Here is a 12,813-nt window from a genome sequence, read left to right as displayed (position 1 = left end):
CTGCACTCAGTATTAAGGCCGCGCTCCGTTGTCGCGCGCGGCCCCTGCCAAGGGCTTAATACTGCGCTGCCGTCGCCACGGCCAGGGGGATGGGGCCTGCCGGTTTCGCCGAAAATTCGCGGGTTAACTGCGATTTTCAGCCTCCGTAACATTCCCGCAACAATTGATGCGTATGATTAACGGCGACGGCGAGGCTGATCGCGATGTAGTGGTCGGCTCCGACAATGGGCGGGTCATCAAATTCTCAAGGAAGAGTTCGCTTGTCCGAATTAGAAGGTTCGATGGCCGACAGCATTCCGGTGGTCCGGCACAAGCGCGCGAGGGCGCCCGTGCACGCGCGTTTGTTCGGCGATCGAATTTTCAATACCGCGACATTTATTCTTGCGCTGTCGATTCTCGCATTGCTGTTCGGACTTGCGGTTGCGCTGATTGCCGACAGCTTTCCCGCGATTCGGGCGTTCGGCCTGCATTTTTTCATCAGCGCGGAATGGGATCCGGTTAATGAACAATACGGCGCGCTGCCGTTTATCTACGGGACCTTCGTTTCATCGTTCATCGCGCTGGCAGTAGCGGTGCCGCTAAGCCTGGGCGTCGCGCTGTGCCTGAGCGAGATGGCGCCCGACTGGCTGAGCCATCGCCTGGGATTCCTGGTCGATCTGCTGGCGGCAATTCCCAGCGTCGTGTACGGCCTGTGGGCCGTGTTCGTGATGGGTCCGTGGATTCGCGACCATGTCGAGCCGCCGCTGGCGCATTGGTTCGGCTGGACGCCGCTGTTCCAGGGGCCCAAGGTGGCGGTCGGGATGCTTTCGGCGGGAGTGATTCTCGCGATCATGATCATCCCGTACATTTCGTCGGTTTGCACCGACGTCTTTCGCGTCGTTCCGCATACGCAACGCGAGGCCGCGCTCGCGCTGGGCGCGACCAAGTGGGAGATGGTCACCACGGCGGTTATCCCATACGGCATGACCGGTGTGATTGGCGCGATCATCCTGGGGCTGGGCCGCGCGCTTGGCGAGACGATCGCGGTCGCGATGGTGATCGGCAACTCGGCGCAGATTTCCGCGTCGCTGTTCAAGCCGGCGGCGACGCTGGCCAGCGTAATTGCCAACGAATTCGCTGAAGCCACCTCCGACATGTATGTCGCGGCGTTAATCGAACTGGGGCTGGTGCTGCTGATTCTCGGAATTGTGCTCAACGTCGTGGCGCGCGCGCTGGTGCTCGGTGTGCAGCAGCGCCGCTATCGGGAGACGGGCAAGTAATGGCAGCGGGAGTCAGCACTCTTCACGGCGAGACGAGCTATCGGTATCGCAAGTTCAAGAGCGATTCGATGATGGCGATCACGGTCGGCGCGACTATCGTGACGCTGATTCCGCTGTTCCTGGTGCTTGGCTATCTGCTGACCAAGGGTGTGGCGAGTCTGAACTGGGCGTTCTTCACGCACATGCCGGCGCCGGTGGGCGAAAAGGGCGGCGGGATGGCCAACGCGATCGTCGGCACGCTCGAAGTGGTGGGAATCGCGTGCCTGATCGGGGTGCCGATCGGGGTTGGCGCGGGTCTGTACCTGGCGGCCAATCGCGCGAGCCAATTCACCAACTGGGTGCGTTTCTCGGCGGACGTGCTGATGGGTGTGCCGTCGATCGTGGTCGGGATTTTCGCATACGCAGTGATCGTGCGTCCGTTCGGCGGGTTCTCGACGCTGGCCGGTTCGGTCGCGCTGGCGGCGATCATGATTCCGCTGGTCACGCGCACCACCGAAGAGATGGTGCTGCTGGTGCCGCCGGAACTGCGCGAGGCGTCGCTGGCGCTGGGCGTGCCGCATTGGCGCACGACGCTGTCGGTGGTGGCGCGCACGGCGCTGTCGGGAATCGCGACCGGCGTCATCCTGGCGGTGGCGCGAGTCTCGGGCGAGACGGCGCCGCTGCTGTTCACAGCGTTCGGCAACCGGTTCTGGTCAACTTCACTGTTTCATCCGATCAACACGCTGACGGTTCAGGTTTACACCTACGCCATTTCGCCCTTTGCCGACTGGCAGCGGCAGGCGTGGGCGGGGGCGCTGGTGCTGACGGCGATAATTCTGGCGCTCGAGTTGGGCGTGCGATGGGTGACGGGCGGGGCGGCGAAAGCGCCAAGGTAGTCATGGCTGAAAAGCTGGTCGTCAAAAATCTCAACGCGTACTTCCACAAGAATCGCGCGCTGCACGATGTCAGCCTTGCCTTCGAGGAGTCCCGCATCGCCGCGATCATCGGACCGTCGGGATGCGGCAAATCGACGCTGGTGCGATGCCTCAATCGGATGCACGAAGTGGTGCCCGGCGCGACCGCGAGCGGCGAGGTCATGCTCGACGGGAATAACATCTACGACGACGGCGTCGATCCGGTGCAGGTGCGGCGGCGAATAGGGATGGTCTTCCAGAAGCCGACACCGTTTCCAACCATGTCGATCGAGGACAACGTCGCGGCGGGGCTGACCCTCAACGGGGTGCAGATTAACCGCGCCGAGCGCGACCAGGTAGTCGAGCGAAGCCTGCGCCAGGCGGCGCTTTGGGACGAGGTCAAGGATCGCCTGCGGCGGCCCGGCGGCAGCTTGTCGGGCGGACAGCAGCAGCGGCTATGCGTGGCGCGCGCGCTGGCGGTTCAGCCCGAGGTGCTGCTGATGGACGAGCCATGCTCGGCACTCGATCCGATCTCGACCGCGCGCATCGAAGAACTATTGCTGGAACTGAAGTCGGCGTACACTATCGTGATAGTGACCCACAATATGCAGCAAGCCGCCCGCTGCTCCGACATGACAGCCTTCATGTACACCGGCGACCTGGTCGAATACGGCGAGACCAAGCAGATTTTCACGAATCCGACCCGGCGCGAGACTGAAGACTATATTACCGGGCGATTCGGCTGATATTGGGGAAGACTAAGAGAGTAAAATGGATAGCACCCAGCCGCAGCATACCAATAGGCAGTACGAAGAGGATTTGCGCGGCCTGCGCGCCGGTCTGCTCAAGATGGGCGGATTGGTGGAGCGTCAAATCGCCGAGGCGGTCGATGCGCTGGTTAATCGCAACAGCGAGCACGCCCGCGAGGTGATCGCGCGCGACGAAGAAGTAAATCGGATGGACAACGATAACGACGAGCAGGCGATCCGGCTGCTCGCGCTGCATCAGCCCACCGCCAGCGATCTGCGCTTCATCACCACCGGACTGAAGATCACGACCGACCTCGAGCGAATCGGCGACAACGCGGTCAACATCTGCGAGCGCACGCTGGAACTGAACGAAGTTCCGCAGCTCAAGCCCTACATCGACTTGCCGCGGATGGCGGAGATTGCGCAGTCGATGGTCAGGGACAGTATCGATGCGTTCATGCGCGACGACACCGACCTCGCCGACCAGGTGATCGCGCGCGACGACGAAGTCGATCTGCTCAACTACCAGGTCTATCGCGAGCTGCTCAGCTACATGGCCGAGGATCCACATACGATCGGGTCCGCGACGCGGTTGCTGTTCATTTCGAAGTATCTCGAGCGTATCGCCGATCACGCGACCAACATCGCCGAAATGGTGACGTTCATGGTCAAGGGCAAGATGATCCGTCACGACGAAACGAGGAAGCGGGGAACTTGATTGGTAAGGTGGAGGAGGTGAAGCGATGAATCAAGCCAGCCAGGCTACGAACGCGGTCTCCGAGGCGCAACGCGGAGTTCGCTACCGCGTGCTGATCGTCGAAGACGACGCCGATATTCGCGAACTGATCCGCTACAACCTCGCGCAGGAAGGTTTCATCGTCGAGGAGGCGGCCGACGGTGCGCAGGCGCTCGAGCGCGTGAAGCGCCGGGTGCCCGATCTGATGGTGCTCGATCTGATGCTGCCGGGGATGCCGGGGCTGCAGGTCTGCCGCCAGATGCGCGCCGAGCGCGACACCTCGCATCTGCCGATACTCATCGTGACCGCCAAGGGTACCGAGGTGGACAAGGTGCTCGGGCTGGAGATGGGCGCCGACGACTACGTGGTCAAGCCGTTCAGCCCGCGCGAGCTGGTCGCGCGCGTGAAGGCGCTTCTGCGGCGCGCCAATCCGCTCTCGGAGCCTGACTCCGGCGGCGGCGCGTATGAGAAGGGGCGGCTGCGAATGGACTTCGGCACCTACCAGGTGTTCGTCGAGGGCAAGCGCAGAGAGCTTGCGCTGCGCGAGTTCGAGCTGCTGAAATTCTTCGTGCAGCATCCGATGCGGGTGTACACGCGCGAGCAACTGCTCGACATGGTGTGGGGCCGCGACACGTTCGTCGAACCGCGGACCGTCGACGTGCACGTGCGGCGCCTGCGCCAGCATATCGAGCGCGACGACGCCAATCCGGAATTGATCCTCACGGTACGAAGCGTCGGTTACCGCTTCAACCCCGAAGCGCTTGGATAGATCACCGACCTCTGGCCTGATCGCAGCGATAGGAATCGGCCTCGCACCGGCAGCCATATTTCTGGTGGTGCTGGCCGCCAGCGGAGCGGCGTCGGGGGTGTGGGTTGCCGTGGTAATCGTGCTCGGGCTTGCGCTCGGCGCGATTTTCGCCACCGCGATCGGACGCACGCAGTCGCGCCGCGCAGAAAGACTGGACGCCGTTGCCGCCGCGCTGCAGGACCGGCGTCTGCCACCGCATCTGCTGCCCAACGGAAGCGACGCGATGGACCGTGCGGAGCGTCATTTGCTCGACGCTGCCGACGCGATCGTCGCCGAGGTGGACTCGCTGGCCGAGCAGCGCGACGAGTTCGAGGCGATCCTGCGCAGCATGACCGAGGCGGTGGTGGTGACCGGCGCGCGGGGGGAGGTGGTTCTGCTCAACGGCTCGGCCCGGCGCATCTTCGCCCTGGCGGCAGACACCGACTATCGCGATCGGCCGTTCGTCGAGCTATGCCGCGACCCGCGACTGCAGGAGTTCGCCGGCCGCTCGATGCAATCCACGGACAATAAGGTCATGAGCGCGGAAATCATGATCCAGAATCCCGCGCCGCTTTACGTTAGCGCCAGTGCCGCGCAGATTCGCACCTCGCGCGGTGCGGCGTGGGTGTTCGTCTTCCACGACATCACGCAGCTCAAGTCGTACGAGACGCTGCGCGCCGACTTCATCTCGAACCTCACCCACGAGCTGCGCACTCCGCTAAGCGCGCTGTACGGCTACGCCGAAACCCTGATTCGAGGCGTGGACGATCGTGAAACCGCGGCGCGCTTTCTCGGCATCATCGAGCGGCAGGCGCGCCGGCTGGCGCGGCTGCTGGACGACCTGGTCTCACTCTCGGATTTGGAGCGCGGGCTGACGCCGCTCAAGATCGAACAACTCGAGCCGATGCGCGTGCTGTCCGAGGCGGCGGAGTTGATGCAGGAGCAGGCCGGACGCCACGGCCTGCGCCTGGAAGTGAAATGCCCGCCGGGAATGCCGAAGCTGGCCGGCGATCGCGACCGCTTGCATCAGGTGATGCTCAATTTGATCGACAACGCGATCAAGTACACTCCGCGCGAGGGCCACGTCACGGTCGAGGCTCGCGAAACCGCGGGCGCCAACGGCGCAAACGCAAAGTCGGGCGTCGCGCTGATCGTCGCGGATACGGGCGAGGGGATTCCATCCGCCGATATCCCGCGCCTGACGGAGAGATTCTATCGCGTCGATCGGGCCCGCTCACGCGAGCTCGGCGGCACCGGGCTGGGCCTGGCGATCGTCAAGCACATCGTGCAGTTGCACCATGGCGTGCTGCGGATCGAGAGCAAGGTGCATGAAGGCACGACGGTCTCCGTCTGGATTCCTGCCGCGCAGCAGGGCTGAGCCCTGGCCGTGGCGACGGCAGCGCAGTATTAAGCCGCTGGCAGGGGCCGCGCCCGCCAACGGCGGGCGGCCTTAATACTGGGTGCAGGGGTCACCCCTGACCGGGGGTGAAGCCTGCATCCAGTATTCGGACGGGAAGGGATGCGGCGCTTCGCGCCGGTGCGAAGGAAGGTGAGCGCGGACGCAGTGACACCGGCTTGCTCGCGGGGCTGCGATGTGAAAATTTCTAAGGTTCCGGCGCGCCATTAGCTCAGTGGATTAGAGCGGATGACTACGGATCATCAGGTCGGGGGTTCAAGTCCCTCATGGCGCACCATCTTCTCCCAATAATTTCATCGCCGATACGCGCTTGAGCGCCTGGCGCATGAGCGACCCTCCAAAATCACGATCGATTCATTTTCCCCGACTGGGAGGTTAAGGTATAGTTTCGAATTGTGATGAGCGAACTTCTCAAGCAGGCTTTTGAAAGGGTGGCCTCGGAATTGCCCGAGTGCGAGCAGGACGCCTTTGCGCAATGGCTGCTGAAACTGATTGAGTCCGACGAGCGCCAGTGGGATGCGAAGTTTGCAGGTTCCGGAGCGAAGCTTGAAAAGCTCGCTGATCAAGCCCTTGCAGAGTATTTGGAAGGGCGCACAGAAATTCTTGACGTTTCGAAACTCTGACTTCTCGAACGACAAAAGCGTTCTGGGTCTGCTATCATAACCTTCCAGGGCGGATCCGGCCGCTCGCGAATCAAGCCTACCGACAATTCGTTCAAGATCCCCTTCACCCGAGTTTGCATTTCAAACAAATACATCCGACGCGACCGATTTGGTCGGTCCGCATTGGGATTCACTATCGGGCCGTCGGCATCAAGCCGCATGCCAGTGAAATAGTCTGGTTCTGGATCGGCTCACACGCCGACTATGACAAGCTGATTTGAATCCTGTCCCGGCTGGCGCTCGACTACCGGGCGCGGTGTGGTGTAACGATCGTGCGGGTCCGCCAGATCTGGATAGTCAATTGGGGACCGAACGGGAGGAGCGTGTCCTTATGTCAGCCACGCGCGATTTCTCAAAACGATACCGCGTCGATGACGGCAGCAAGTTTCGTTTGAAGGACTTCGACCCCGGGGACAGCAGCGGTCTGAAATCGAAAAAGCATGCCGAAAAGGAATTGATCCGCGGGATCGAGCGGCTCAGCGAATTGCAGGACAGGCTCTACGCGCAGGATCGATGGGCAATTCTGCTGATCTTTCAGGCGATGGACGCCGCCGGTAAGGATGGCGCGATCAAGCACGTGATGTCCGGCGTCAATCCGCAGGGATGCGAGGTTTATTCGTTCAAGCAGCCTTCCGCCGAGGAACTCAATCACGACTTCCTCTGGCGGACCTCCAAGTGCGTGCCCGAGCGTGGCCGAATCGGAATTTTCAACCGCTCCTACTACGAAGAGGTTCTCGTCGTGCGCGTGCACAAGGAGTTGCTCGATAACGAACGGACGCCGCCGTCGTTGGTTACCAAAAATATCTGGAATGAACGCTTTGCCGACATCAACTCGTACGAACATTACCTGTGGCGCAATGGCGTCGTCATCCGGAAGTTCTTTCTCAATCTATCGAAGGAGGAACAGAAGAAGCGCTTCCTGAGCCGTCTCGAAGAGCCCGTCAAGAACTGGAAGTTTTCGGCCTCCGACGTCGCGGAAAGAGAACGATGGCACGAGTACATGACGGCCTACGAGGAAATGATCCAGCACACCGCCACTGCGCACGCGCCCTGGTACGTCGTTCCTGCGGATAAGAAATGGTACTCGCGGCTGGTGGTGGCCGACGCGATCGTCAGCGCTCTCGAAGACCTCAATCTCCACTATCCAGTCGTCAGCGCCGCCAAACGCAAGGAACTGAAAGCCGCGCGCGTTGCCCTCGAGCACGAAGGCCATCACTGACCTTCTGCGCATTCGGCGTGGGAGCTCAGAGCGCGGCTAGCGAAGCGCAGATTGCGCGGGACGAACAGGCGGCGCGACCGTGAAACCCCACTGATAGAGCTTGCCCGATTCTTTCAACGCGACCTGGTAGTGGCCGGGCGCGAGCGGTTCGCGCGGGAGGATCACCGCCGCGCCGCCGCGTGCAAGTCCCGCCTTGACTGCCTCGGTCTGCTCGGCATTGCGGCCGGTGTACGATGCCGTGGTGATCAGACACGTTTCAATCTCGACGCCATCGCGCGCAACGAAGTCCGACGATACTTCGAGACTGCCATCAGGGCCGTAGCCTTGCCCGAGTTGAATCGAAATCGGAGTACCGGTTGGAGTTTTGTAGCCGCGACACGAGGACAATGGATCCGGATAGTCGCCGCCGGCGTACGATTGCAGATCAACGGTGGCGCCGTCGGGCGGAAATTCGACCGGCGATCTCAACCGTCCCGTCTCTGAAGGAATGAGTCCGAGGCTCGGATTCCAGAGCCGATCGCTCGCGGGTCCGTCGTAGAGCGCGAGCCGCGCCGACTTCTCCAACGCGAAACGGTACGGGATCACGATCGCGCATTGGCCCGGGTCGCAGTACGCCCCGAGCCCGGCCGCCGAAAATTGCGGCACCATCGGAATCAGGCCGTTGAACGGCATCGTCATCATGCGATCGACGAATTCGGCGCCGCTCAAGTCGATCTTCCGCGCGGCTATGACTACCGCGTCTCTGCCCGCCGAAGCGCCGTCGTCAGTGAAGAACGGTTTTCCTTTGTCCTCCCATCGGAAAGCGTCCTGCGGAGTCTGAATACGCAGTCGTTGCCCGTCGAGAACGATGTCGCCGCCGGCGATTCCGTTCTTGACGAGATAGCGTGCGTGATTATAGGCGCCGGCACTGATGGCGCTGTCGTTGACGACCGGCGGCAGCTTTGCCATCGCGCGATAGTAATTCAGCCGCGCGTTGGCGCTTGATGCGAAATCGGGCGGTACTCCGGGCGATGCCGGATTGGCGGGCTGCTGCGCGCCGGCGTTGGCGGCGAAGAAGATCGCCGCCACCCCAACCAGGAGGACAAGCTTGAAATATCGCATGAAGCCTCGCTCAGGGTTCGGAACAGTATCCCCGCGCGCGCAAATACTTCGCGTCGTCGTCGGTGACCGGTGGACCAGATTTGATATGCGCCCAGCTAACCGACTGGTGCAACGTGTTGATTCCGCATTCAACCTGGAAGATTTCGTCGCCGTTAAGCCGCTTCACCGGCACGAATATATTCGCGGTGCGAGCCGAATTTTGCTCGACCATCCGCGGGTCGGCCTGCAAGCCGGTATTGCTCATGTCCACGTTTTGGCCGCGGATGCTATCGCAGATTCGCCCGGGATCGACTCTGCATCCGTTCATGACGACCACGTCCGTCGAACCGCCAGGGCCACTCGGTGCGCCCTGCGACGCGCACGCCGCGATCGCAGTCGATACGAAAATAAGCAAAACCAGCAAGCTCCGCTGCATCTGAAATCCCTCGCGCCTGAGCACAGGTTTACGATTCCACCGCAACGTAGCAGTCCGTCAACACATTAACAACAAACTGTCTCCTCCACGGAGCCAGCAACGCGCTATCTCGAACTGCGCGTTGCGCAACGTCGAGTATGCGTTGGTGCGGGAGACGTGGGTAAGACTTTAGACCGGCTGCATGGATAGCACTTTTTCGGATAGGGACGAAAAGTGCGAGGGGACCTGGCCCCTAGCCCATACTCCCCCTTCCCAAATGGGAAGGGGGACAAACACGACCCGCTCGTTTTTCGCAAAAAAGCGGGGCAAAGACCGGTTATTCGAGGCGCCAGAGCGAACGCGCGGCGTTGGCGGAGCGCTCGACGAACTTTTTGCCGTACTTGATCTGTGCCTCGAAGATGGGAGCGAGCGGAGTCTCTTTGGCCCACTTGGTGGCGGAGGCCTGGAAATCGATCGCCTGGTTGGCGACTTTCTCGCTGGTGTCGATGTACCACGCGGCGACCTTCTTGGCGCCGTCGACGCTCAACAGGTTGCTGCGCAAACTGTTGAGACTCTCGATCACTCCTGCATCATGCTGTTTGTGTGCTGCGTGTGTCTCTTTGTGTTCTGACATATCTTCTTCTCCTGATTTTCGGCGCGACCCGCGCCCGCCGGTTGGCTTACTAAGGTTAACCATCGATTCTGCTTTTGCCCGTTTTTTTTGTCGCATCCGCGACGAAACTGGCGGTTTTACGCTGCACGGTTCTCCGCTCTGATCATTTTCAGTCATCGCGTCGTTTGCCTTCCTCGCAGCTCAACCAATCGAGGCGCGGTTACCACGGGGCCTGCGCCTCAATGATGCGGTAGCGCCGAGCGCAGACCGATGCAGCGTGCGCGTCGTGGCTTCCATCCAGAGCGAAGCGATCTGGTTAATGGCCGACATCTTTGCGGAACTCCGCCGGGTCGTTTCCCGGCCATTCCGGCAGTGGCGAAAATTGATAAGCGCTGGATTCCCGCGCCATCGCCGGCGATTTCGCCGCGTCACGCTCAGCGACCGCGTCGCGAAGGTCCTCGCGCATCAATCGCACTTCAATCCGAAGCGCTTCGACATCGGCCGCCACCGGCAGGTCGACTGCGGACCACAGGGCGCCGAAGAAGGCGCCCGCGACGGCGGCATTGAACCGCTGCAATCGAAGCACGATGTCGATTGCGCCGCCGAGCACGTTGCCGACGGCGGGACTCACAAAGAGCTGATTGGTTACGTCGTTGGCGGCGCCGACAACGGCGTCGTACGCCGTCCAGGCAATTTCATGAGCCTGGCGATCGAACCGGCCTTCGGCAATGGCGCGCTGGACCTTGGCGGTTGGCGGCTCAGGCATCTCGCATTGGGCGAGCTTGAGTATCTCGTCGGAAAAAGAATAGTCGTCGGAATTGAGGTTGATGCTGGTGTTGCCGTTGTTATGAGGCATCGCAGATACCCGTGCTTCGGTCCGTGTGTCGTTCTTAGTTCTGTAAGCTACACTAATATGAGCACTACGTCAAGAATTAGCCACATTTAAGCTCGTCGCGGCGGTGAGGAAAGCCGCGAATCCTAAAGAATCGGGCTGGTTGCCACATTCGGGAGAATTAGAGCATTTGTGGTAGGAGAGGCCGGGAGTGCGGAACGCGCGGGACGCGATATCCCGACTCGGCGAGGGATATAAAGATGGCATCGGACAAATTCGTTACCGCGAACGGTCTTCGGCTTCATTACATCGACTACGGCAACGACGGCGCACCGTGGGTCGTATGCGTGCATGGGCTGACCGGGAACGCGCACAACTTCGACGCGCTCGCGCCTCATCTGACGCCGAAGTATCACGTGATTTCGGTTGACGTGCGCGGCCGCGGCGACAGCCAGTGGGGTCCGCCGACCGAATATATCCCGCAAAATTACGTGACCGACCTGGTGCGGATGCTCGAGCAGTTAGGCTGCGAGCGCGCGAGCCTGATCGGCACCTCGATGGGCGGGATAATCTCGATGATGTATGCGGGAGGATGGCCGGAGCGAGTCGAGCGGCTGGTGCTGAATGACATCGGTCCCGAAATCGATCCCGCGGGAGCGGCGCGAATAGCGAGCTACGTCGGCGAGGCGCCGGAGCGCTTCAAAGATCTCGGCGAAGTGGTGAAGTACTACAAGGAGAATTATCCGCCGATGGCGAAGCTGGCGGACAGTGTTGTCGCCGAACAAGTGAAATGGTCGGTGAAACCGGGGGCGGAAGGCGGCCTGGTCTGGAAGATGGATGCGAACGTGCGGCGGCCGCTTCGCGGCGGGACCGCGCAGCAGCGGCTCGATTTGTGGGTGCCGTACGCGCGGATCGTGTGCCCGATTCTGATCGTGCGCGGAGCAGACAGCGATGTCCTGGAGCGTGCGACGGCGAACCGGATGTGCACGGTGCACAAGCGGGCGAAAGCCGTCGAGGTGCCGGGAGTAGGGCATGCGCCGTCGCTGACGGAGGCGGAATCGAGCGGGGCGATCAAGGAATTTTTCGGGCTGTGAGGGTGACCGGCGCCTACTTTCGCTGTATCAGCTCGATCCTGTAGCCGTTGGGATCCTCGATGAACGCGATGGGAGTGGTGCCGTGCTTCATCGGGCCGGGCTCGCGCACGACGTTGACGCCTTTTTGCTTCAAGTCGGCGCAGGTTTTGTAGATGTCGTCGACGCCGAGCGCGATGTGTCCGTAGGCGGTGCCGATTTCGTACTTTGAGGTTCCCCAGTTCCAGGTCAATTCGAGCACCGCGGTTTCGTTCTCGTCGCCATAGCCGACGAAGGCCAGCGTGAACTCGCCGCCGGGGAAGTCGTGCTTGCGCAGGAGTTTCATGCCGAGCTTGTCGCAGTAGAACGTGAGCGACTCGTCGAGGTTGTTCACCCGGAGCATCGTGTGCAGAAGGCGCATGCGGTTATCCATTCGTTCCCGGAGTCCGACTTTCCGTAATCGCTAAACTATTGTCAAACGGGCACGGGTGACCCCTGCACCGCAGGGCTGAGCCCTGCACTCAGTGTTGAGGCCACCCGCCGTTGGCGGGCGCGGCCCGTGCTAACGGCTTGATACTGCGCTGCCATCGCCACGGCCAGGGGGCTGGTCTGCCTTTGCACAGCGCGGGTCGAATGTTTTAAGTTCAAGCGCGACAGGCGCCTTGCGGTCAGTGGGGTGATCGTCATGGCCGGCACGGGAGCTTGGGCCGTGCCAGGAGAAATGCGCGATGGACTTCAATTTCAATCCCGAAGACGAAGCGTTCCGGATGGAGTTTCGTGCGTGGCTGGACGCCAACAAGCAGTTTGCGCCGCGCTCGCGCGAGATGTTGATGGCCGAGGGCAAGAACGCGTTCGAAGAACAGAAGCGCTGGGCGAAGAAGATGGCCGAAGGCAGATGGCTCGCGCCGAACTGGCCGGTTCAGTATGGCGGGCGCGGCGCCGGTATCCTGCAGGCGATCGTCTATAACGAGGAACTCGCGCGGGCGGGTGTCGCGGCGCCGATGATCGGGATGGGCACCACCATGTTCGGGCCGACGCTGTTGCATTGGGGGACCGAGGAGCAGAAGCAGCGCTTCATCCC

The 12,813-nt window shown here is 61.7% G+C and carries 16 protein-coding genes and 1 tRNA gene; 12 read left to right on the top strand and 5 right to left on the bottom strand.

Features of this window, described 5'->3' with window-relative positions:
- The first annotated feature begins 260 nt into the window (after positions 1 to 260).
- The 10 genes from pstC (at position 261) to ABSB13_RS08375 (ending at position 7,722) form a co-directional block, all read left to right on the top strand.
- Positions 261 to 1,259 carry a phosphate ABC transporter permease subunit PstC gene (gene pstC / locus ABSB13_RS08420; RefSeq protein ID WP_428107371.1) on the top strand — a complete coding sequence of 333 codons (999 nt, stop codon included), beginning with the start codon at positions 261 to 263 and terminating at the stop codon, positions 1,257 to 1,259.
- Positions 1,259 to 2,134, top strand: coding sequence for a phosphate ABC transporter permease PstA (pstA, locus tag ABSB13_RS08415; protein ID WP_424673846.1), 876 nt, complete (start codon positions 1,259 to 1,261; stop codon positions 2,132 to 2,134). Before pstC ends, pstA begins: the two co-directional genes overlap by 1 nt.
- A 2-nt stretch (positions 2,135 to 2,136) precedes the next feature.
- Positions 2,137 to 2,898 carry a phosphate ABC transporter ATP-binding protein PstB gene (gene pstB, locus ABSB13_RS08410; RefSeq protein WP_428107368.1) on the top strand — a complete coding sequence of 254 codons (762 nt, stop codon included), beginning with the start codon at positions 2,137 to 2,139 and terminating at the stop codon, positions 2,896 to 2,898.
- A gap of 25 nt (positions 2,899 to 2,923) precedes the next feature.
- Positions 2,924 to 3,619 (top strand): phosphate signaling complex protein PhoU, encoded by a 696-nt coding sequence (gene phoU, locus ABSB13_RS08405; protein ID WP_428107367.1) that lies wholly within the window; start codon positions 2,924 to 2,926, stop codon positions 3,617 to 3,619.
- 25 nt (positions 3,620 to 3,644) lie between these two features.
- Positions 3,645 to 4,406, top strand: a complete 762-nt coding sequence (locus ABSB13_RS08400) for a response regulator (RefSeq protein ID WP_428107366.1) — start codon at positions 3,645 to 3,647, stop codon at positions 4,404 to 4,406.
- Complete coding sequence (locus tag ABSB13_RS08395) at positions 4,399 to 5,802, top strand: ATP-binding protein (RefSeq protein ID WP_428107364.1); 1,404 nt, start codon at positions 4,399 to 4,401, stop codon at positions 5,800 to 5,802. Before ABSB13_RS08400 ends, ABSB13_RS08395 begins: the two co-directional genes overlap by 8 nt.
- Before the next feature lie 239 nt (positions 5,803 to 6,041).
- Positions 6,042 to 6,118: transfer RNA gene (locus ABSB13_RS08390), tRNA-Arg, on the top strand.
- Positions 6,119 to 6,239: 121 nt separating this feature from the next.
- The gene (locus tag ABSB13_RS08385) at positions 6,240 to 6,464 is read left to right on the top strand and encodes a hypothetical protein (RefSeq protein WP_428107363.1); all 225 of its coding nucleotides are present in this window, start codon (positions 6,240 to 6,242) and stop codon (positions 6,462 to 6,464) included.
- Entirely contained in the window at positions 6,461 to 6,724 is a 264-nt protein-coding gene (locus tag ABSB13_RS08380) for a ParE family toxin-like protein (protein WP_428107406.1), read from the top strand. Before ABSB13_RS08385 ends, ABSB13_RS08380 begins: the two co-directional genes overlap by 4 nt.
- A gap of 110 nt (positions 6,725 to 6,834) precedes the next feature.
- On the top strand, positions 6,835 to 7,722 hold the full coding sequence (locus ABSB13_RS08375) for a polyphosphate kinase 2 family protein (protein WP_428107362.1): 888 nt from the start codon (positions 6,835 to 6,837) through the stop codon (positions 7,720 to 7,722).
- 36 nt (positions 7,723 to 7,758) lie between these two features.
- Here the strand turns inward: ABSB13_RS08375 and ABSB13_RS08370 are convergent, their stop codons facing one another.
- From ABSB13_RS08370 to ABSB13_RS08355, 4 genes are all read right to left on the bottom strand, one after another.
- Positions 7,759 to 8,823 (bottom strand): CAP domain-containing protein, encoded by a 1,065-nt coding sequence (locus tag ABSB13_RS08370; RefSeq protein WP_428107360.1) that lies wholly within the window; start codon positions 8,821 to 8,823, stop codon positions 7,759 to 7,761.
- Between the two features lie 10 nt (positions 8,824 to 8,833).
- Positions 8,834 to 9,238: a hypothetical protein gene (locus ABSB13_RS08365; protein WP_428107359.1), complete on the bottom strand. Its 405-nt coding sequence runs from the start codon at positions 9,236 to 9,238 to the stop codon at positions 8,834 to 8,836.
- A gap of 316 nt (positions 9,239 to 9,554) precedes the next feature.
- Positions 9,555 to 9,851, bottom strand: a complete 297-nt coding sequence (locus tag ABSB13_RS08360) for a hypothetical protein (RefSeq protein WP_428107358.1) — start codon at positions 9,849 to 9,851, stop codon at positions 9,555 to 9,557.
- Between the two features lie 295 nt (positions 9,852 to 10,146).
- A complete protein-coding gene (locus ABSB13_RS08355) occupies positions 10,147 to 10,686 on the bottom strand; it encodes a hypothetical protein (RefSeq protein ID WP_428107357.1) in 540 nt (179 codons plus the stop codon).
- Between the two features lie 236 nt (positions 10,687 to 10,922).
- On the opposite strand from ABSB13_RS08355, the gene ABSB13_RS08350 reads away from it, so the two are divergent.
- Positions 10,923 to 11,756: an alpha/beta fold hydrolase gene (locus ABSB13_RS08350; RefSeq protein WP_428107355.1), complete on the top strand. Its 834-nt coding sequence runs from the start codon at positions 10,923 to 10,925 to the stop codon at positions 11,754 to 11,756.
- A 13-nt stretch (positions 11,757 to 11,769) separates the two neighbouring features.
- Here ABSB13_RS08350 and gloA read toward each other — a convergent pair whose 3' ends face one another.
- Positions 11,770 to 12,153 carry a lactoylglutathione lyase gene (gloA, locus tag ABSB13_RS08345; RefSeq protein ID WP_428107354.1) on the bottom strand — a complete coding sequence of 128 codons (384 nt, stop codon included), beginning with the start codon at positions 12,151 to 12,153 and terminating at the stop codon, positions 11,770 to 11,772.
- A gap of 307 nt (positions 12,154 to 12,460) precedes the next feature.
- Between gloA and ABSB13_RS08340 the strand changes: the two genes are divergently transcribed.
- The coding region (locus tag ABSB13_RS08340; RefSeq protein ID WP_428107352.1) for an acyl-CoA dehydrogenase family protein at positions 12,461 to 12,813 on the top strand (353 nt) is incomplete at its 3' end.

It is taken from the genome of Binatus sp. (SeqCode) (assembly GCF_050013435.1).
Lineage (GTDB): Bacteria > Desulfobacterota > Binatia > Binatales > Binataceae > Binatus.
This window is presented reverse-complemented; position numbering and strand designations above follow the sequence as displayed.